Source organism: Chromobacterium indicum, from assembly GCF_039708975.1.
GTDB classification, from domain to species: domain Bacteria; phylum Pseudomonadota; class Gammaproteobacteria; order Burkholderiales; family Chromobacteriaceae; genus Chromobacterium; species Chromobacterium piscinae.
In genome coordinates, this window is record NZ_JAYFSJ010000002.1 from 209,646 (window position 1) to 228,789 (window position 19,144).

Annotated in this window: 21 protein-coding genes; 6 read left to right on the top strand and 15 right to left on the bottom strand. The window is 65.2% G+C overall.

The genetic code is table 11. The features are described 5' to 3' along the window. The first annotated feature begins 46 nt into the window (after positions 1-46). From surE to rpoS, 4 genes are all read left to right on the top strand, one after another. A complete protein-coding gene (gene surE / locus VA599_RS03610; RefSeq protein ID WP_021475111.1) occupies positions 47-790 on the top strand; it encodes a 5'/3'-nucleotidase SurE in 744 nt (247 codons plus the stop codon). After that, positions 775-1,443 (top strand): protein-L-isoaspartate(D-aspartate) O-methyltransferase, encoded by a 669-nt coding sequence (locus VA599_RS03615; RefSeq protein ID WP_104945208.1) that lies wholly within the window; start codon positions 775-777, stop codon positions 1,441-1,443. Before surE ends, VA599_RS03615 begins: the two co-directional genes overlap by 16 nt. A gap of 149 nt (positions 1,444-1,592) precedes the next feature. Next, positions 1,593-2,600 carry a peptidoglycan DD-metalloendopeptidase family protein gene (locus VA599_RS03620; protein WP_346787694.1) on the top strand — a complete coding sequence of 336 codons (1,008 nt, stop codon included), beginning with the start codon at positions 1,593-1,595 and terminating at the stop codon, positions 2,598-2,600. A 53-nt stretch (positions 2,601-2,653) separates the two neighbouring features. Further along, complete coding sequence (gene rpoS / locus VA599_RS03625) at positions 2,654-3,604, top strand: RNA polymerase sigma factor RpoS (protein ID WP_021475108.1); 951 nt, start codon at positions 2,654-2,656, stop codon at positions 3,602-3,604. A gap of 45 nt (positions 3,605-3,649) precedes the next feature. Here the strand turns inward: rpoS and VA599_RS03630 are convergent, their stop codons facing one another. Genes VA599_RS03630 through VA599_RS03640 form a run of 3 tightly spaced genes read right to left on the bottom strand, consistent with a single transcriptional unit; the run spans position 3,650 to position 7,393 of the window. Continuing rightward, a complete protein-coding gene (locus tag VA599_RS03630) occupies positions 3,650-5,563 on the bottom strand; it encodes a transglutaminase TgpA family protein (protein WP_346787696.1) in 1,914 nt (637 codons plus the stop codon). Beyond that, complete coding sequence (locus VA599_RS03635) at positions 5,560-6,504, bottom strand: DUF58 domain-containing protein (RefSeq protein WP_346787697.1); 945 nt, start codon at positions 6,502-6,504, stop codon at positions 5,560-5,562. Before VA599_RS03635 ends, VA599_RS03630 begins: the two co-directional genes overlap by 4 nt. After that, positions 6,488-7,393 (bottom strand): AAA family ATPase, encoded by a 906-nt coding sequence (locus VA599_RS03640; RefSeq protein ID WP_346787698.1) that lies wholly within the window; start codon positions 7,391-7,393, stop codon positions 6,488-6,490. The genes VA599_RS03635 and VA599_RS03640 overlap by 17 nt, the downstream gene beginning before the upstream one ends. Positions 7,394-7,466: 73 nt before the next feature. Here VA599_RS03640 and VA599_RS03645 point away from each other — a divergent pair, with 73 nt between their 5' ends. Then, complete coding sequence (locus tag VA599_RS03645) at positions 7,467-8,426, top strand: histone deacetylase family protein (protein WP_046155490.1); 960 nt, start codon at positions 7,467-7,469, stop codon at positions 8,424-8,426. 194 nt (positions 8,427-8,620) lie between these two features. Here VA599_RS03645 and plsY read toward each other — a convergent pair whose 3' ends face one another. Then, a complete protein-coding gene (gene plsY / locus VA599_RS03650) occupies positions 8,621-9,241 on the bottom strand; it encodes a glycerol-3-phosphate 1-O-acyltransferase PlsY (protein ID WP_104945212.1) in 621 nt (206 codons plus the stop codon). 84 nt (positions 9,242-9,325) lie between these two features. On the opposite strand from plsY, the gene VA599_RS03655 reads away from it, so the two are divergent. After that, entirely contained in the window at positions 9,326-9,685 is a 360-nt protein-coding gene (locus VA599_RS03655) for a dihydroneopterin aldolase (protein WP_021475188.1), read from the top strand. A gap of 9 nt (positions 9,686-9,694) precedes the next feature. On the opposite strand, the gene VA599_RS03660 is transcribed toward VA599_RS03655, so the two are convergent. From VA599_RS03660 to deoA, 11 genes are all read right to left on the bottom strand, one after another. Continuing rightward, the gene (locus VA599_RS03660; protein ID WP_021475187.1) at positions 9,695-9,985 is read right to left on the bottom strand and encodes a hypothetical protein; all 291 of its coding nucleotides are present in this window, start codon (positions 9,983-9,985) and stop codon (positions 9,695-9,697) included. A gap of 122 nt (positions 9,986-10,107) precedes the next feature. Continuing rightward, positions 10,108-10,497 (bottom strand): group II truncated hemoglobin, encoded by a 390-nt coding sequence (locus tag VA599_RS03665; RefSeq protein WP_021475186.1) that lies wholly within the window; start codon positions 10,495-10,497, stop codon positions 10,108-10,110. 63 nt (positions 10,498-10,560) lie between these two features. Beyond that, on the bottom strand, positions 10,561-11,817 hold the full coding sequence (locus VA599_RS03670; protein WP_346787699.1) for a D-amino acid dehydrogenase: 1,257 nt from the start codon (positions 11,815-11,817) through the stop codon (positions 10,561-10,563). Between the two features lie 104 nt (positions 11,818-11,921). Beyond that, the gene (locus VA599_RS03675; protein WP_221668364.1) at positions 11,922-12,779 is read right to left on the bottom strand and encodes a CheR family methyltransferase; all 858 of its coding nucleotides are present in this window, start codon (positions 12,777-12,779) and stop codon (positions 11,922-11,924) included. Between the two features lie 67 nt (positions 12,780-12,846). Further along, positions 12,847-13,179 carry an iron-sulfur cluster insertion protein ErpA gene (erpA, locus tag VA599_RS03680; RefSeq protein WP_369826569.1) on the bottom strand — a complete coding sequence of 111 codons (333 nt, stop codon included), beginning with the start codon at positions 13,177-13,179 and terminating at the stop codon, positions 12,847-12,849. Positions 13,180-13,300: 121 nt separating this feature from the next. Further along, positions 13,301-14,329 carry an N-acetyl-gamma-glutamyl-phosphate reductase gene (argC, locus tag VA599_RS03685; RefSeq protein WP_346787700.1) on the bottom strand — a complete coding sequence of 343 codons (1,029 nt, stop codon included), beginning with the start codon at positions 14,327-14,329 and terminating at the stop codon, positions 13,301-13,303. Between the two features lie 133 nt (positions 14,330-14,462). Continuing rightward, positions 14,463-14,855 (bottom strand): 30S ribosomal protein S9, encoded by a 393-nt coding sequence (gene rpsI, locus VA599_RS03690; RefSeq protein ID WP_021475776.1) that lies wholly within the window; start codon positions 14,853-14,855, stop codon positions 14,463-14,465. Positions 14,856-14,870: 15 nt separating this feature from the next. Continuing rightward, a complete protein-coding gene (gene rplM / locus VA599_RS03695; RefSeq protein ID WP_021475775.1) occupies positions 14,871-15,299 on the bottom strand; it encodes a 50S ribosomal protein L13 in 429 nt (142 codons plus the stop codon). Between the two features lie 378 nt (positions 15,300-15,677). Next, a complete protein-coding gene (deoD, locus tag VA599_RS03700) occupies positions 15,678-16,388 on the bottom strand; it encodes a purine-nucleoside phosphorylase (protein ID WP_104945216.1) in 711 nt (236 codons plus the stop codon). Between the two features lie 94 nt (positions 16,389-16,482). After that, entirely contained in the window at positions 16,483-17,700 is a 1,218-nt protein-coding gene (locus VA599_RS03705) for a phosphopentomutase (RefSeq protein WP_346787701.1), read from the bottom strand. A gap of 15 nt (positions 17,701-17,715) precedes the next feature. Then, positions 17,716-19,041, bottom strand: a complete 1,326-nt coding sequence (deoA, locus tag VA599_RS03710; RefSeq protein ID WP_104945218.1) for a thymidine phosphorylase — start codon at positions 19,039-19,041, stop codon at positions 17,716-17,718. Positions 19,042-19,144 lie beyond the last annotated feature (103 nt).

Sequence of the window (19,144 nt, forward strand, 5' to 3'; positions counted from 1 at the left end):
TCATGCCGGCGGCGCTACAATCGGGCGACTCACACGGAAAGACAGTATGAAGTTTCTGCTCAGCAACGATGACGGTTATTTCGCGCCTGGACTGGCCATGCTGGCCCAGACGCTGCAACGCTACGGCGAAGTGGCGGTGGTGGCGCCGGAGCGCGACCGCAGCGGCGCCAGCAACTCGCTGACGCTGGACCGCCCGCTGACGGTGCGCAAGGCCGCCAACGGCTTCCATTACGTCAACGGCACGCCTACCGACTGCGTCCACCTCGCGGTCACCGGCCTCCTCGACTTCAAGCCGGACATGATCTTCACCGGCATCAACCACGGCCCGAACATGGGCGACGACACGCTGTACTCCGGCACCGTCGCCGCCGCCACCGAGGGCTTCATGCTGGGCATCCCCTCCATCGCCGTCTCCATGGCCGGCCACAGCGGCAAGCATTTCGCCAGCGCCGGCAAGATAGTGGAGCAACTGGTGGAGCGCTGCCTGGAAGATCCGTTCCAGCAACCGGTGCTGCTCAACGTCAATGTCCCCGACGCGCCGCCGGAAGAACTAGGCGCCATCCAGGTCACCCGCCTGGGACGCCGCCATTGCGCGCAGCCGGTCATCAAATCACAGAATCCCCGCGGCGAGACGATATACTGGGTAGGACCGGTCGGCGCGGTGCAGGATGCCGGCGCCGGCACCGACTTCGGCTGCGTCGCGTCCAAACAGGTGTCCGTCACGCCGCTGATGCTGGATCTGACCGCCTACGGGCAACTGGACAGGATTTCCACATGGCTGCACCGCTGACCCCGAACGCCCAGGCCTACGGCATGCTGTCCGAACGCACGCGCCGCCGCATGAGCGACCGCCTGCGCCAGCACGGCATCAACGATGAGCGGGTGTTGTCGGCGATGCACGAGGTGCCGCGCCATCTGTTCGTCGACCAGGCGCTGGCCACCCGCGCCTACGACGACGTGTCGCTGCCGATCGGCCACGGCCAGACCATCTCCCAGCCGCTGACCGTGGCGCGGATGACCGAGCTGCTGATCCAGGGCCGGCAGCCCGGCAAGATACTGGAGGTCGGCACCGGTTGCGGCTACCAGACGGCAGTGCTGCTGAAGACGGGCGCCGAGGTCTATTCGATTGAACGACTGGGCGCGATTCTTGACCAAGCAAGACGCAATCTGCGCGCCGCCAAGCTGGTCCACGCCCGGCTGGTGCACGGCGACGGCAATGCCGGCTTGCCCGAGGCCGCGCCCTTCGACGGCATCATCATCACCGCGGCCGCACGGGCGGTGCCCGCGCCGCTGGTGGACCAGCTGGCCGACGGCGGCCGCATGGTGCTGCCGCTGGGCGAGGCCGAGCAGCACCTATGGCTGCTGGAAAAGACGGCTCAAGGCCTGCAAAAGACCCGGCTGGACCCGGTCAAGTTTGTTCCACTGCTGAACGGACGCAGTTAAGACTGCAAAAACGCAACACTTGATCTGTCAGACAATCAATCAAAACACTTATTCAACATTTGAACAAAAAAAACATGCTAAAAATGCATTGCAGGTATGCGCATATAGTAGTCGCCGCAATAGCGGCCGGTTTGGCCGGTTGCAGCAGCATGGTGCAACAGGCGGCTCCGGTGGAAAGCGCCGCGCCGGCGCGGGTCGCCCAGGCGGCTCCGGCCAAGGTCGACACGCCGTCCGCCCCGCATGACGCCACCGTGGCCGCCCCCTATCGGGACCAAGGCAGTCTGAAAGTCCAGCCGGTGGCGGATGACGCGGCCGCTGAAAACGGCAACACTTACGTGGTGAAACCCGGCGACAACCTGTTCCGGATTTCCCTGAACCACGGGCTGAAGTACAAGGACGTGGCAGCTTGGAACAATCTGCCCGACAACAGCATCAAGGTCGGCCAGGTTCTGCGCTTGTCTCCTCCGGGCGGAGGCGCGGCAAGCCCGGCGGCCCCCGCCGCGGACAAGCCATCAGCCGCGCCGATCGTGGCGGCGGGCGAGACGGCGAAGAATGCCGGCGGCTCCAGCGTCAAGGCTTACCCCAAGGCGCTGAAGCTGCCATACAGCAGCGAAGCGGTGAAGAATCTGCCGGCCCAGAGCGAGGGACGCGTAGCCAATAACAACAACGCTCAAACATCCGCTCCCGCGGTTGCCACGCCGCCGGCGAAGAAGCCGGAAGCCAGCGCGGTCACGCAGGCACCGGCGCCGGCCAAGGAAGCCAGCGCACCCAGCGCCAGGCAGGAAGAAGACGCGGTGCCCTGGGCCTGGCCTACCGAAGGCAAGATGACCAAGGGATATTCGGACAGCAACAAGGGCATCGAGATTACTGGCCGGATGGGCCAGCCGGTGCTGGCGGCCGGCGACGGCAAAGTGGTGTACAGCGGCGCCGGACTGAGGGGTTACGGCAAACTGATCATCATCAAACATAACAAGACCTTCCTGTCCGCATACGCGCACAACAGCCAGTTGCTGGTCAAGGAAGGACAGTCTGTCAAGAAAGGGCAGAAGATTGCCGAAATGGGCAATTCCGATGCCGACCAAGTCAAGCTGCATTTCGAGATCCGCCGCTTCGGCAAGCCGGTGGACCCGATGCAGTATCTTGAACACAAGTCCTGATCGGGCGTGGCCACCCACCCCCGTCGGGACAAGACAGCGACGGGGGTAGAGAGATGAGCAACGAAATAGACATCCTCGACGAGGATGACATTCTTGACGAAGACAATGGCGAAGAAAACGCAGCCGAAGCCGAGGCAGAGGAAAGCGCAGAAAGCCCAGCAGTCTTCGAGGACGTGGTCGCCGACGTCACCCAGATTTATCTGAACGACATCGGCAACAACGCGCTGCTGACGCCGCAGGAAGAACTGGCGCTGGCCAGGCGGGTGGTGGCCGGCGAGTTCGAAGCCCGGCAGAAGATGATCGAGCACAATCTTCGGCTGGTGGTGAACATCGCCAAACACTACATCAACCGCGGGCTGGCCCTGCTCGACCTGATCGAGGAAGGCAATATCGGCCTGATGCACGCGCTGGAGAAGTTCGATCCCGAGCGCGGCTTCCGCTTCTCCACCTATGCCACCTGGTGGATACGCCAGAGCATAGAGCGGGCGATCATGAACCAGTCCCGCACCATCCGCCTGCCGGTGCACGTGATCAAGGAGCTGAACGTCTACCTGCGCGCCTCGCGCCACCTGGAAAGCCAGATCGGCCGCGAACCCAGCGTGGAGGAGATCGCCCACCTAGTCGGCAAGCCGGTGGAGGACGTGCGCAAGGTGCTGAACCTGAACGAGCGCATGGCCTCGCTGGACGCGCCGCTGGACATCGATCCGATGCTGTCGATCGGCGAATCCATCCCCGACGAGCAGCATGAGGAGCCTGAGCTGCAGCTGCACAACAGCCAGCTGGAGATGTTCGTCCACGACTGGCTGAGCCAGCTAAACGAGAAGCAGCGGCTGGTGATCGAGCGCCGCTACGGCCTCAACGGCTACGAGATCTGCACGCTGGAGGAACTGGCCGCCTCGCTGAACCTGACCCGCGAACGCGTGCGCCAGATCCAGATCGAGGGCCTGGAACAGCTGCGCCGCATCTTGCGCCGCAAAGGCATCTCCCGCGACTTCCTGCTCTGAAGTCCGCCAGACGCAGCCATCGGCCCGGCCTCCCGCCGGGCTTTGTCATTTCCAGCGCAGCGCCCGCCTCAGCCACCGTTTTTCGCGCGCGCCGTCGGCAGCGGTTAGCCGATAACGCAGTTCGATATATTCATCGACCAGCGCTTTCAGGCGGTTGAAATCGTCGCGCGGCAGCCCGCGCGCCGCCTTCAGCCGCTCCAGCGGCCCCTGCGCGCGCGGCGCCTCGACGCCTCTCTTCTCCAGCCGCCTGCGCAATGCCTCCCAGCCCGCGGGGAGCGGCTCCTCCGCCGGCCTCCTGCGCCACCACAGGAGCAGCGGCATCATCGCCAGCGCCATTCCGGCCGCCAGCGCGCGCAACACGCTGGCGGCATCCACCCGTTCGCCCAGTCCCAGCCATCGGAACAGCCCCTGCTGGCGCTCCGCGTCATAGCCGACCACCCACTGCTGCCAGACGAAATTGGCCGCAAACCACTGCTGGCGGGCCCGCCTCAGCCACTGGGGCGGCAGTGCCGCCGCCATGCCGCTTTCCGTCCTCAGCGCGGGCAGCGTCTGCTCCGCGCCGAGCGCCAGCCGTCCCGGCGATACCGCGGCCGTAGGATCCACCCGCTGCCACGCGCCGTCCAGCCAGACCTCCACCCAGGCGTGCGCGTCCGATGAGCGCAGCTGCCAGAAACGGCCGACCGGGTTGTATTCTCCCCCCTGATAGCCGACCACCACCCGCGCAGGAAACCCCGCCGCACGGGCCAGAAAAGCGAACGAGGACGCGTAGTGCTCGCAGAAGCCCTGGCGGCTGGCGAACAGAAAATGATCCACCGCCTGATCGCCCAGCAGCGGTTGCTGCAGGGTGTAACGGAAGCCGCCGCGCTTCAGGAAGTCCAGCGCCGCGCGCAGGAATCCGCGGCCATCCCCGCCCGCTGCTGCCAATTGGACGGCCAAGGCGCGGCTTTGTGAATTCCCCGGCGGCAGGCGCAGGTAGAAGGCCCGCCGGGCCGGACTCAGAACCACCCGGCGGCGCTCTCCCAGCCGGCTTTCCTGCGCATAGCCGAGCAGCTCGTCGCTGCGCGTCTCCTGGCGCAACAGTCCGCCGCCTTCCAGGCGGCTGCCCGGCCCGGCTCCGGACGCCAGCTCCAGCGCCGGCAAGCGCCCGCGGTCGGCCCGCAGCGTCAGGCGATAGCGCAGAACGCGCCCCGCCGCCGGCTCGTCCCGCTCATCCCGCTCGCCTCCCAATGCTTGCCAGCGGCGTCCGTCGAAGTCATCCAGCAGCGCCACCCGCCAGTACAATTGATCCAGCCTTGGCGCGGCGCCGTCGAACACCGCGGAAAACGCCGGCTCCCGGTTCAGAATCAGCCGGCTGATGCTGCCCGGCTCCATATCTTCGCCCAGGCCGCTGGAAGCGGTTTGCGGCGGCGTATTCAGGCTCCATAACGGCTGCGGCAGCCGCGGCATCGCCACGAACAGAGCCAGCATCAGCGGCAGCGACAGCGCCAAGGCCTGCCAGGCGTGGCGCCAGCTGCCGCGCGGCAACGCGCCGGCCAGCCTCGCGGCGGCCCAGGTCAGCAACAGCATGGCCAGCGCCAGCCAGGCCGCCATCAACGGCGACTGGTCGAACAGCAGCGGCGTCGCCGCCAGGAAAAAGCCCAAGGCCGTCAGCACGCGCCAATCGCGCAGCGTGCGGGTCTCGAAGGCTTTGAAAGCGATCAGCATGGTCAACAAGGCGACGCCGCCCTCCCGTCCCACCAGCGTGCCCAGGCTCATCCATAGCGCCGCGGCCGCAATCGGCAGCGCCGGCAGCAGCAGCCAGCGCGGCGGCAACGCCGACCGCCAGCCTCGCCACAGCAGGGCCAGCGCGCAGCCTGCCGGCAGCCAGAGCGGCAGATGCCAGGCCAGCGGGGACACGATCCACAGCAAGGCCAACAGCACCGGCCAGCGGTTCGGCTCTTGCCTGGCCGCAACCGTCACCGCGCGCTTCCGAACAAAGCCAGCGCGCCCAGCGCCAGTTCGCGCTGGCGCGGTTGCGGGCCAATTTCGCCGTCTGGCAGGCACAGCCGGTAGCGCTGGCGGCGGCGCTCGCACTGTTCCACCCGCCAGGCCAGGCGGGACAACCGGCGCTCCGGATCGGACTCGCCGGCGTAGTCGTCCCAGCCCAAGCGCTGCAGCCCGGCGCCGGCCTCGGCGGAAAAGCGCTTGCTGGCCAGCAGATCGCGCCGCGCCATCACCTTCCAGGCGATCTGCCGCGGCGTATCGCCATAGCGATAGGCGTCAAGATGGGAAAAATCCTCATCCCCGATGCCCTCGCCTCCCCCCTTCCCGGCTTCCTTCTCCCGGCGTCCCCTGGCCGCGTCCGGCAGCGGGGCCGGATAAGCCAGCACCCGCGCGCGCAGCTTCAGCACCGCCCACGCCCGCACCAGGCCGAACGGCGCGTCGCTCTCCACCACGCAGGCCGGCAAAGGCAGCCAGCCGCGCCTGGACGCGGGCAGCTCCAGCGCCATCCGGGCATCCGCCATGCCCTCCAGCTCGCACGCCTGCGGCTCGCCTCCCTCGGCGGCGATGCGCAAACGCCTGGCGGCGGGCGTCCGGTTCTCCAGCAGCAGGGAAAACCGCGCGGCCTCGCCGGCGAACACCGCCGGGCCGCCGTCGGCGCTCAGCTTCAGCCCAGCCAACTGCCGGTAAGCCATCAATACCGCCACCAGCAGCAGGCCAACGATCCAGAACGCCAGCGCGTAAGCCAGGCTGACCTGGTAATTGAGCGCGCCCAGCCAGACCGCCAGCGCCACAATCATCAACAGTAAGCCGAAGCGAGTGGGCAACAGATAGATTCGGCGCTGAGACAGCTCGCAGCGCTCCTCCTGCGGCAGGCGCGACCACCACCAGCGCCGCAGACGCTCACGGAATGGCGACATGGGCGAGCAGCTTGTCCAGTTCCGACTCCACCGGCGCGCCGGACGCCGACTGCAGCCGGTGAGCGGCCACCGGCGTGAAAATCGCCTTCACATCCTCAGGCAGCAAATGGTCCCGCCCCGCCAGCAGCGCCCAACCGCGCGCGGCGGCGGCCAGCGCCTGTCCGGCGCGCGGACTCAGTCCAGTGGCGAACAGGCCTGGCCTGCGCGTCGCCTCCAGCAACGCCAGCAGATAATCCGCCAGCGCCGGCGACACCGTGACCGCGGCCGCCTTCTGCTGCAGCGCCAGCAGCTCTCCCGGTGCCATCGTCGCCTGGAAACGCTCCAGCAGCGCGCGGCGGTCCTCACCCATCAACAGCGCGCGCTCGGCCTCCCGCGGCGGGTAGCCAAGCGAGATCCGCATCAGGAAACGGTCCAGCTGGGACTCTGGCAAGGGGAAGGTGCCCATCTGCTCGCCGGGGTTCTGGGTGGCGATCACGAAGAACGGCGCCGGCAACGGGTGGGTGTGGCCGTCTATCGAGGCCTGGCGCTCCTCCATCGCCTCCAGCAGCGCCGACTGTACCTTGGGCGACGCGCGGTTGATCTCGTCGGCCAACAGCACCTGGGTGAACACCGGCCCCTTGTGCAACTCGAAGCGGCCGCTGTCGCGCTGGTAGATGCTGACGCCCAGAATGTCCGCCGGCAGCAGGTCGCTGGTGAACTGCACCCGCCGGTATTCCAGCCCCAGCACAGCGGCCAGCCCGTGCGCCAGTGTGGTCTTGCCCACGCCGGGCACATCCTCGATCAGCAGATGTCCCCGCGCGATCAGGCAGGCGAAAGCCAGCCGGATCGCCTGCGGCTTACCCAATATCAGCGTGTTCAGTTGCCGGTAGGCCTGGGAGAGTGATTGCATTTGACCCCGCTTGCGCGCAGTATTTATCAAATTCACATATCGCAATCCCATTGTAAGCACGCGGGGAGCATTCGTGTTCACTTGGCTGAAAAACCGCCTGCAGCGGAACGGGTTGACCGCCTACGTCACCCATCCCGACTGTCTGCAACACAATATGGGGGTGGGCCACCCAGAGTGCCCGGAACGATTGACCGCCATCCGCGACCAGCTGATGGCCTCGCAGATTTTCGACTCACTGCAAGAGGTGGAAGCGCCCGAAGTCGGCTACGAGCAGCTGGCCCGCGTGCACCCGCCGCGCTACGTCGAATACCTGGAAGCCTGCGCGCCCAGCGTGGGCACCTTCCGCATGGATCCCGACACCGCGATGTCGCCCGGCACGCTGCAGGCGGCCCGGCGCGCGGCCGGCGCAGTGGTGAAGGCGGTGGAACTGGTGGCCGAGGACAAGGCGCCCAACGCCTTCTGCGCGATCCGTCCGCCCGGACATCACGCCGAAAGCGACAAGGCGATGGGTTTCTGCTTCTTCAACAACATCGCCGTCGGCGTCGCCCACGCGCTGGCCCACTACAAGTTCGAGCGGGTGGCGGTGGTGGATTTCGACGTCCACCACGGCAACGGCACCGAAGAAATCCTGCGAGACGATCCGCGCGTGCTGATGGTGTCCATCTTCCAGCATCCGTTCTATCCGTACAGCGGCGACGAGCCTATGGGACCGAACATGCACAATGTGCCGCTGAAGGCAGGCAGCGGCGGACGCGAATTCCGCGAAGCGGTGGAAAACGTCTGGCTGCCGCTGCTGCATGAATTCCAGCCGCAGATGCTGTTCATCTCAGCCGGCTTCGACGCCCACCGCGAGGACGACATGGGTTCGCTTGGATTGATCGAGTCCGACTACGAATGGGTGACCCGCCATCTGGTGGGAATCGCCGACCAATACTGCGCCGGCCGCATCGTGTCGGTGCTGGAGGGCGGCTACGACCTGTCGGCGCTGGGCCGCAGCGTCGCCGCCCATATCCGCGTGCTGTCCGACGGCTGAATATCCCCACAGCAACTTCGACCCCATCGCCATTCCGGCCGGACAGTACCTGATGCTGGGCGACAACCGGGACGACAGCGCCGACAACTGGATGCCGTGCTGGAGCCGCTTCGCCAGCGGCTTTCATTGACAGAGACCCCAGACAAACGAAAAGCCGTCCCGAGGGACGGCTTTTTTCATTCCCGACGCGCGGCTCAGCCGGCATCGCCCTTATTGCCTATCTTGTCTTCCTTGCCGGTCATCAGCTTGATCAGGTTGGACTTGTGCCGGTGAACCACGACGATGGCGATGATGATGCAGGTGCCGAAATACACGCTTTGCGGCCCCAGGATGAAAAAGGCGTACACCGGCACCAGCACGCAGGCGATGATGGCCGACAACGAAGAAATCTTCACCACGAAGGCCATGAACAGCCAGGTGGCCAGCGCGGCCAGCGCCAGCGAGGGATTGATGCCGAACAGGATGCCCACCGCGGTGGCCACGCCCTTGCCGCCCTTGAAGCCGAAGAACACCGGCCACATGTGGCCGAACAGCACGGCCAGCGCGCACAGGGCGATGCCTTGCTCGCCCAGGCCGTAGCGCGGGCCCAGCCAGGACGCCAGCGCCACCGCCACCCAGCCCTTGGCGCCGTCGCCCAGCAGCGTCAGCGCGGCGGCGAGCTTCTTGCCGGTGCGCAGTACATTGGTCGCGCCGGGGTTGCCGGAGCCGTAGCTGCGCGGATCGTCCATGCCCATCGCCTTGCTGACGATCACGGCGAAAGACAGCGATCCGATCAAATAGGCCGCCAGAACAAAAGCGAATGCGGTCGTGGTCATGGTGGAGCGGTATCCGTTGCATTAGAATAGAGAGCTTCGGATTTTACGGTATCGGGCGCGAAAGCCCAACCACCTGACGGACAGATGGACATCATATTCCTGCGCGAAGTGCGCGCCGACACCGTGATCGGCGTGTACGACTGGGAGCGCACAGCCGCCCAGACCATTGAAATCGACCTGGAAATCGGCATTCCCAGCGACACGCCCTGCCACAGCGACGACATCGGCGACACCATACACTACGGCGTGGTGGTGGAGCGGCTGCGCCAATCGCTGGAAGAACAGCACTTCCTGTTGCTGGAGGCGCTGGCCGAGCATATCGCGAAGATGGTGCGCGAGGAGTTCGGCGCGCCGTGGGTCAGAGTGGCGGTCACCAAGCTGGGGATACTGCCCGGCGTGAAGCGCGTGGGCGTGCAGATCGAGCGCGGCCATCGGCCAAGCTGAGTCCGGCGTCTAGTCGGTATTGAATTTCAGCCTCAGACCGACGTCTTTGTGATGCATGCGCACCGACAGGTGGGTGCGCTTGCCCATATCCAGCGCCGGCGTCAGCCTGAGGCTCTGGCTGCCGGGCTCGCGCTCCAGCCTCAGGGGGCCCAGTTGCAAGCCCTGCTCGGTCAGCTCCGGCCGCTTCACCTCCGGATCGCGCGGCGACGCGCACATCATCGCCTGCGGCAAACACCCCGCCAGGGCGGACTCTCCGCCCAATCCGATGACGAGCAGCAGCAGCAGCAGACGGCGGCCCATGTCCAGGCTCCACGTGTGGATACTTTAATCATGGACAAAGAGACGCCGACTTCAAGCATCTATTTACAACAGCTGCCAGCAATGCAGAGACAATCGCCCAAACGTCCCCCGGCGCGTCCGGTTCAGCGATTGCGCATGAAATCCGCGGTGTTGTAGAACGCTTCCAGCAACTTGTCCTTCAGCCAGTCCTCCGCCACCAGTTCGCTCACCGCCTTGCGCATGCAGAACATCCACTGGTCGCGCGCGGCCTCGTCCACAGCGAACGGCATGTGGCGCATGCGCAACCGAGGGTGGCCGAAGGCTTCCATATACAGCGAAGGGCCGCCCAGCCAGCCGGACAGAAACATGAACAGTTTCTGGCTCGAGCCGGCGAGATCGACCGGATGCATGTCGCGCAGCGGCTTCACCGAAGGCTCGCTATCCATGATGTCGTAGAACCGGTCGCACAGCCAGCGGACCACTCCTTCGCCGCCCAATAGCTGGTACGGCGTCATTTCCTGCACTTCGCTCATTCACGCTCCAAGCGCCGGCGCAAAACGCGCCGGCCAAAACCATTCATCAATCGCTTCGCGGCCTCAATGCCCGCAAAACGCGAAATCCAGCTGCGGCGTCCTGCCGCTGATGATCTCCGCCAACGCCTTCCCCGAACCCGCGCCCTCGGTCCAGCCCAAGGTGCCGTGGCCGGTGTTCAGGAACAGCCTGCCGATTCCGCTTCTGCCTATCAATGGCACGTTGCCCGGCGTCGCCGGCCGCAACCCACTCCAGAAGCGCGCGGCCTCCCAGTCGCAGGCCGAGGGAAACAGCGTCCTGGCCCGACGCAGCAAGGCCTCGCAGCGCAGAGGATCGAGGCTGGACGAATAACCGGACAGTTCAGCGGTGCCGGCGATGCGCAGCTCATCGCCCAAGCGGCTGAACACCAGTTTATGGGATTCGTCGGTCAGGCTGACCATGGGCGCGGCGATCAGGCTCTTCACCGGCGCCGTCGCCGAATAACCCTTGGCCGGATAAACCGGCAGCCGCAAGCCCAGCGGCGCGGCCAGCAACGGCGAGTGGCTGCCCAACGCCAGCACGTAGGCGTCCGCCGTCACGCGCTGGTAGCCGCCGTCCGGCCCCGTCACCGATACCGCCGACACGCCGCCGTCCGCCATCTCCAGCGCATTGATCCGGGTATTGTAACGAAACTCCACGCCCAGGCCCGCGGCGGCTTCGGCTAGTCCGCGGGTGAACAGATGCACATCGCCGGACTCGTCGTCCGGGCACCAGCTGGCGCCGGCCAAGCCAGGCAAGGTCGGCTCCAGCGCCGGCTCCAGCGCCAGCGCCTGCATCGGGCTCAGCACGCGCTTGTCCACTCCCAGCGCCTGCAGCCGCTCGGCCGAGCGCCGGGCATGGCGCAGCTGGCAGGCGTCGTAATGCAGGCTGAGAATGCCACGCGACAGGCGGCGGTAGGAAATGCCGGTTTCCTCGCGCAACTGGCGCATCGCGTCGCGGCTGTACAGCCCCAGCGCCACCATTTGCCGCATATTGCGCTGATGGCGGCCAGGCAGGCACTCCACCAGGAATCCGGCGATCCAGCGCCACTGCGACGGGTCCATCCTCGGCCGGAACAGCAGCGGCGCGTCGTCGCGCCAAAGCCAGCGCAACACCTGCCACGGCGCGCCCGGGCTCGCCCAGGGCTCGGACTGGCTGACCGACAGCTGGCCGCCATTGGCGAAACTGGTCTCCCTAGCCGCGCCGCAGGCGCGCTCCAGCACCACCACCTCGTGTCCCATCCTGGCCAGGAACCAGGCGGTGGACACGCCCACCACGCCGGCCCCGAGAACCGCCACTCGCATACCGCCTCCCCGCGCAAAGACAACGGGCAAGACTCGCTTGCCCGTTAGAGACGGAATGGTAATGGCAATCGCGCGGCGCGGCGACTGTTTTGTCGGACAAATGCCTACTTTTTCGCGTGCTCGTACACGGTCTTGCCGCGCAGATGGAAGTAATCGGACGCGAAATAGAAGTTTTCCGAGTGGCCGACAAACAGCAGTCCATCCGGCTTCAGCAGCGGCGCGAAGCGCTTGAGCACGGCGAACTGGGTGTCGCGGTCGAAGTAGATCATCACGTTGCGGCAGAAGATCGCGTCGTACTGCTTGCGCACGCTCCAGTTGCTTTCGACCAGGTTCAAACGCTGGAAAGTGATCATATTGCGCAGCGCCTGCTTGGCCTGGTAGCTGCCGTCGGGCTGCTTGTCGAAATACTTGACCGCATGGCCGGCCGGCAGGCGGGCGATCTTCTCCGCCGGATAAATGCCCTTGCGGCCGGTCTCCAGCACGCTGGTGTCCAGATCGGTGGCGAGCACGGAAATATTGGGCCGCGTGGCGCCGGGAAAGGATTCAAGCGCCGTAATCGCCAGCGAGTAAGGCTCTTCGCCAGTGGACGCCGCCGCGCACCAGATCGCCAGTTCGCCGCTGGCCGCCGCCTTCTTCTTCAGATGCTCGGACAGAATGGGAAAGTGGTGCTCCTCGCGGAAGAAGAAAGTCAGATTGGTGGTCAACGCGTTGACGAACTGCTCGAATTCGCGCTTGCCGCCAATCGATTCCAGGAAATCGACATAGGCGGCGAAGCCGGGCAGCTTGAGCTCGCGGATGCGCCGCACCAGCCGGCCGTACACCATGTCCTTCTTGGACGGATTCAGGGAAATCCCCGCCTCCTTGTAGATCAGCTTGCGGATGCGCTCGAAGTCGGCATCCGTGAAAGAGAATTCACGATTGAATTCGATCTTGGGCAATACCACCGGCGGCAGCTTGTTCATGTTCTGGATTCCACAGCAAAAAGGCCCGGGGCAAGGGCCCGGGCCTGGTTCTTACCTGCGTTCAGTATCACACCGAGAACGAAGAACCACAACCGCAAGTGGTGGTGGCGTTCGGGTTGCGGATCACGAACTGCGAGCCTTCCAGGCTTTCCTGGTAATCGATCTCGGCGCCGACCAGGTACTGGTAGCTCATCGGATCCACCAGGAAGGTCACGCCCTGGCGCTCGATCGCGGTATCGTCCTCGTTGGCGATTTCATCGAACGTGAAACCGTACTGGAAGCCGGAACAGCCGCCGCCGGTGACGAACACGCGCAGCTTCAGGTCGGGATTGCCCTCTTCAGCGATCAGATCCTGCACCTTGGCGCAGGCGCTTTCGGTGAAGTTGATCGGGCACGGCATTTCGGTAGCAGCTTCTGTCATGTGTAACCTCGCAATTCAATCGGGCCGGTCGCGGCCATTCACCCACTATTTTAGTCGGATATCAGGGCGAATGGCGAGCCTTCAAGCCCCAGCCCTGCGATCACGGCAACAGCGGCACCACATCGAGACCATCCGTCTCCGGCAGGCCGAACATCAGGTTCATGTTCTGCACCGCCTGGCCCGCCGCGCCCTTGACCAGGTTGTCTATCACCGACAGCACCACCACCGTGTCGCCGCCCTGCGGCCTGTGCACCGCGATCCGGCACAAATTGGCGCCGCGCACCGAGCGCGTTTCGGGATGACTGCCCGCCGGCAGCACATCGACGAAGGCCTCCCCGGCATAACGGGCCTCGAACAGCTGCTGCAGATCGACATCCTTGGACAGCCTAGCGTACAGCGTGGCGTGGATGCCCCGGATCATCGGCGTCAGGTGCGGAACGAAAGTCAGCCCCACCGGCTTGCCGCTGGCGCGCGCCAAACCCTGGCGGATTTCCGGCAAGTGGCGGTGGCCGGACACGCCGTAAGCCTTGAACGAATCACCGGCCTCGGCCAGCAGCGCGCCGATCTCGCCTTTGCGGCCGGCGCCGGACACGCCGGACTTGCAATCGGCGATCAGGCTGGAGGCGTCGATCGCGCCCGACTCGATCAACGGCAGGAAGCCCAGTTGCACGGCAGTCGGATAACAACCCGGATTGGCCACCAGCCGGGCGCCGCGGATGGCCTCGCGATTCACCTCGGGCAGGCCGTAAACGGCGTCGGCCACCAGCTGTGGCGCGGCGTGCGGCATGCCGTACCACTTCTCCCACTCGAACACGTCCTTGATGCGGAAGTCCGCCGCCAGGTCCACCACCCGCACGCCGGCGTCCAGCAGTGCGGCGGCCTCTTGCATCGCAATGCCGTTGGGCGTGGCGAAGAACACCACGTCGCAGTCCTGCAGCCTGGCTTCGTCGGGCGTGCTGAACGCCAGATCGATGCGGCCGCGCAAGCTGGGAAACATCTCGTCGACGCGGATGCCGGCATCCTTGCGCGAAGTCACCGCAGTCACGCGCGCCTGCGGATGCTTGGCCAGCAAACGCAACAACTCGACGCCGGTGTAACCGGTGCCCCCGACGATCCCAACCTTGATCATGTGGACTGCCCTTTATGTAAAAAAATGTCGCAAAAGCGACAGTTTAGGCAGTAGACGCTGTGGCGGCAAGTGCACAGCAAAAGAAAAACCGCCGGGCCGAAGCCGGGCGGTTTTTTCGAGCAGGAATCCGCGATTAACGCTTGGAGAACTGCTTGGCGCGGCGAGCTTTGCGCAGGCCGACCTTCTTACGTTCAACTTCGCGAGCGTCGCGAGTCACGTAGCCAGCTGCCGACAGAGCGGACTTCAGAGCAGCGTCGAAGTCGATCAGGGCGCGGGTGATGCCGTGGCGGATCGCGCCGGCTTGGCCGGTTTCGCCGCCGCCGACAACGTTCACCTTGATGTCGAAGGATTCGACGTTTTCGGTCAGAACCAGCGGCTGGCGGATAACCATGCGACCGGTTTCACGGGCGAAATACTCGTCAACAGGCTTGCCGTTAACGATGATCTGGCCGGAACCCTTCTGCATGAACACGCGAGCAACGGAGCTCTTGCGACGGCCAGTGCCGTAGTAGTATTTACCGTTCATTGTTAAGCCTTAAAATCAGATTTCCAGCACTTTGGGCTGTTGGGCGACGTGCGGGTGCTCAGCGCCGGCGTATACCTTGAGCTTCTTGATCATGGCGTAGCCCAGCGGACCCTTCGGCAGCATGCCTTTCACGGCCTTTTCCAGAACGCGCTCCGGGAACTGGTTTTGCAGTTCGGTGAAGGTGCGTTCGTAGATGCCGCCCGGGTAACCAGAGTGACGGTAGTACTTCTTGTCTTGTGCCTTGGTACCGGTCACGCGCAGCTTGTCGACGTTCACTACGACGATGAAATCGCCAGTGTCAACGTGCGGGGTGAATTCCGGCTTGTGTTTGCCACGCAGACGGCGGGCGATTTCGGCAGCCAGGCGACCCAGCACCTTATCGGCGGCGTCGACCACGTACCATTCGCGCTTTACCTCATGCGCCTTGGCAGAAAAGGTCTTCATGGAACTCTTCCATCGTAATTCTTGAAAGTTACGGATTCTAGTGCAGTGGCCGGGTAGCTGTCAAACCCTTGTGACACAACAGATTTCCAGCAGGCGGGAAACGGTGGAATCCGGGCGAAAAACGGCGGCAAAAAAAAAGCGCAACGCTCAAGCGTGTTGCGCCAAGTTCCACCTAAAGAAGGAGGATGGAGGAGACAACACCAGGAACGCCACAGTGCGCAACGCCCTGATGCAATACCGATTATCGGTATCCCATCTGGATTAGGCAAGCATTTTTTGTGCACTGCACGATAAACGATGTGCGCGCATGCCACACTCCGTTCCGCAATGCGAAAACGGACGCCATCCGGCGCCCGTTTAATCATGGCTATCAGTGACTTACAGCTTGATCGCGGCGTCCAGCGCCACTTCCATCATGTCGCGGAAGGAGGTCTGGCGCTCCTCCGCGCTGGTGGCCTCGCCGGTCGGGATAATGTCGGACACGGTCAGAATGCCGACCGCGCGCGCGCCGTACTGGGCGGCCACGCTGTAAATGCCTGCCAGCTCCATCTCGATCACGTTGACCTGCATCTTGGACAGCACGTCCAGCATGTTCGGCTGCACGCCGTAGAACAGATCGGCGGAGAACACGTTGCCGACTGTGATCGGCTTGCCCTGCTCGGCGGCGGTGTCCACCACGGTGCGCAGCAGCGTGTAATCGGCGATGGCGGCGTAGTCGTGGTCGTTGAAGCGCATGCGGTTGACCTTGCTGTCGGTGGACGCGCCCATGGCGACGAACAGCTCGCGCAGCTTGATGTCAGGCGTCACCGCGCCGCAGGAGCCGATGCGGATGATGTTCTTGACGCCGTAGTCCTTGACCAACTCGGTGGTGTAGATGCTGGCGGACGGGATACCCATGCCGTGGGCCATCACCGACAGGCGCTTGCCCTTGTAGGTGCCGGTGTAGCCGAGCACGTTGCGCACGTTGGTGACCAGCTCCGCGCCTTCCAGGAAGGTTTCGGCGATCAGCTGGGCGCGCAGCGGGTCGCCAGGCATCAGTACGGTTTCGGCGAAGGCGCCGTCTTTGGCGTTGATATGCGGGGTTGCCATTCAAGGTCTCCTCTAAATGATTCTGCTCCCGCCCCGCTTGCGCGGACCGGGAAAAACGACGCCGGGCCGCGCGCGGCGGCCCGGGGCGGCGGCATCAGTCCAGGAAGGACGCGCCGTAGTCCATATCGGGCAGGCCCAGATGGCGGGCGACGCTCTGGCCGATGTCGGCGAAAGTGGCGCGCTCGCCGATGGCGCCCGCCTTCACCTTCTTGCCGTAGCACAGCACCGGGATATGCTCTCGGGTGTGGTCAGTGCCGGGCCAGGTGGGGTCGCAGCCGTGGTCGGCGGACAAGATCAGGATGTCGTCGTCGCCCATCGCGGCCATCACCTCGGGCAGCCGCGCGTCGAACTCCTCCAACGCCGCGGCGTAGCCGGCGGTGTTGCGGCGGTGGCCGTAGCTGGAGTCAAAGTCGACGAAGTTGGCCATGATGATGGCCGGCTTGTCCTGATGCTGGTCCATCGCCGTCAGCGTGGCGTCCCACAATTGGTCGAAGCCGGTGGCCTTGTGCTTGTGGGTGATGCCGACGTGGGCGTAGATGTCGGCGATCTTGCCGATCGACACCACATCGCCGCCGGCGTCGGCCAGCTTCTTCAGCACCGTGGCCGCCGGCGGCTCCACCGCCAGGTCCTTGCGGTTGCCGGTGCGGGCGAACTTGCCCTTGCCTTCGCCGACGAAGGGCCGGGCAATCACGCGGCCGATATTGTACGGCTCCAGCAGCTCGCGGGTGATCTTGCACAGCTCATACAGCTTGTCGAGGCCATAAGTCTCTTCATGGCAGGCGATCTGGAACACCGAGTCGGCCGAAGTATAGAAGATCGGCTTGCCGGTCTTCATGTGCTCCTCGCCCAGGCGGTCCAGTATCTCGGTGCCGGAAGCGTGGCAGTTGCCCAAGAAGCCCGGCAGGCCGGCCTTCTCGACGATGGCGTCCAGCAGCTCCTGCGGGAAGCTGTTGTCGTGGTCGCTGAAATAGCCCCAGTCGAACAGCACCGGCACGCCGGCGATCTCCCAGTGGCCGGACGGGGTGTCCTTGCCGCTGGAGATTTCGCGGGCGTAGCCGTAGGCGGCTACCGGATCGGCCGGGTCCATGCCTTCCGGGAAATAGCCGGACGACAGCCGGCAGGCGTGGCCCAGGCCCATCTTGGACAGATTGGGCAGCTTAAGCGGGCCGCTGCGGCCGACGTTGGCGCGGCCGGCGGCCGCCTCCATCGCGATGTGGCCCAGCGTGTTGCTGCCGGCGTCGCCGAACGCCGGCGCGTCGGCCGCCGCGCCGATGCCCAGCGAGTCCAAGATCAAGATGATTGCGCGTTTCATGATGCCTCCCCAGCCTTATTCGCCGCGGATGATCTGGTAAACCAGCGGCAGCTCGGACGGCGCGGCGTCGTCAACGCGGATGGCGGCCTTGACGCGGCGCGCCGCGTCTTCGAAGCTCGCCTCGTCGGCGGCGTGGATCATCATCAGCGGAGTGTCTTTGCCGATATTCTGGCCCAGTTCAACGAACTGCGACAGTCCTACGCGGAAATCCAGCACATCGGTGGCCAGACGGCGTCCGCCGCCCAGCGCGCACACAGCCATGCCTATGCCGCGGGTGTCCATCGCGCCGACGTAGCCTGAGCGGTCGGCGTACACCGGGCGCACGATCGGCGCCGGCGCCAGATGACGGTCGTAGTTTTCCATGAAGTCGGCCGGACCGCCCAACGCGGTCACCATGCGGCCGAAGATCTCGGCGGCGCGGCCGGAATCCAGACCTGCTTGCAGCTTGGCGCGAGCATCGGCCTCGTCGGCGGCCAGCTTGCCGCCGATCAGCATCTGCGCGCACAGCGCCATCGTCACTTCGTGCAAGCGCGGGTTGCGCTCGTCGCCCTTCAGGTAGCGCACCGCTTCGCGGGTTTCGATGCTGTTGCCGGCGGTGGAGGCCAGCGGCTGGCTCATCTCGGTGATCAGCGCGGTGGTGGCCACGCCGGCGCCGTTGCCCACCTTGACGATGCGCTCGGCCAGTTCGATCGACTTCTGCATGGTCGGCATGAAGGCGCCGCTGCCGGCCTTCACGTCCATCACCAGCACGTCGAGCCCCGCCGCCAGCTTCTTGGACAAGATGGACGCGGTGATCAACGCGATCGACTCCACGGTGGCGGTGACGTCGCGGGTGGCGTAGAAGCGACGGTCGGCCGGCGCCAGGTCGGAGGTCTGGCCGATGATGGCCACGCCCACATCCTTCACCACCTTGCGGAACAGCTCCGGCTCCGGGAACGGGTTATAGCCGGGCACCGCGGACAGCTTGTCCAGCGTGCCGCCGGTGTGGCCCAGGCCGCGGCCGGAAATCATCGGCACGAAGCCGCCGCAGGCGGCGACCATCGGCCCGAGCATCAGCGACACCACGTCGCCGACGCCGCCGGTGGAATGCTTGTCCACGATCGGGCCCGGCAGATTCAAGTCTTTCCAGTGCATGCGGCGGCCGGAATCGCGCATCGCCAGCGCCAGGTGGACGTTCTCGTCCAGCTCCATGCCGTTGAAGTAGATGGCCATCGCCAAGGCGGCGATCTGGCTATCGGCGACGCTGTTGTCGGTGATGCCGGCGACGAACTGCTGGATGTCCTGTTGCGACAGCGTCAGGTTGTCGCGTTTCTTGCGGATGATTTCCTGCGGCAAAAACATGGCATTCTCCTGCCTGAAACCCATCGCGCTGCAGAATGAAACGGCGATGGGCGGTGCGGCCGGGAAATCGCCCGGCCAGAGTGCGGTAACCCCGCGAATTCTT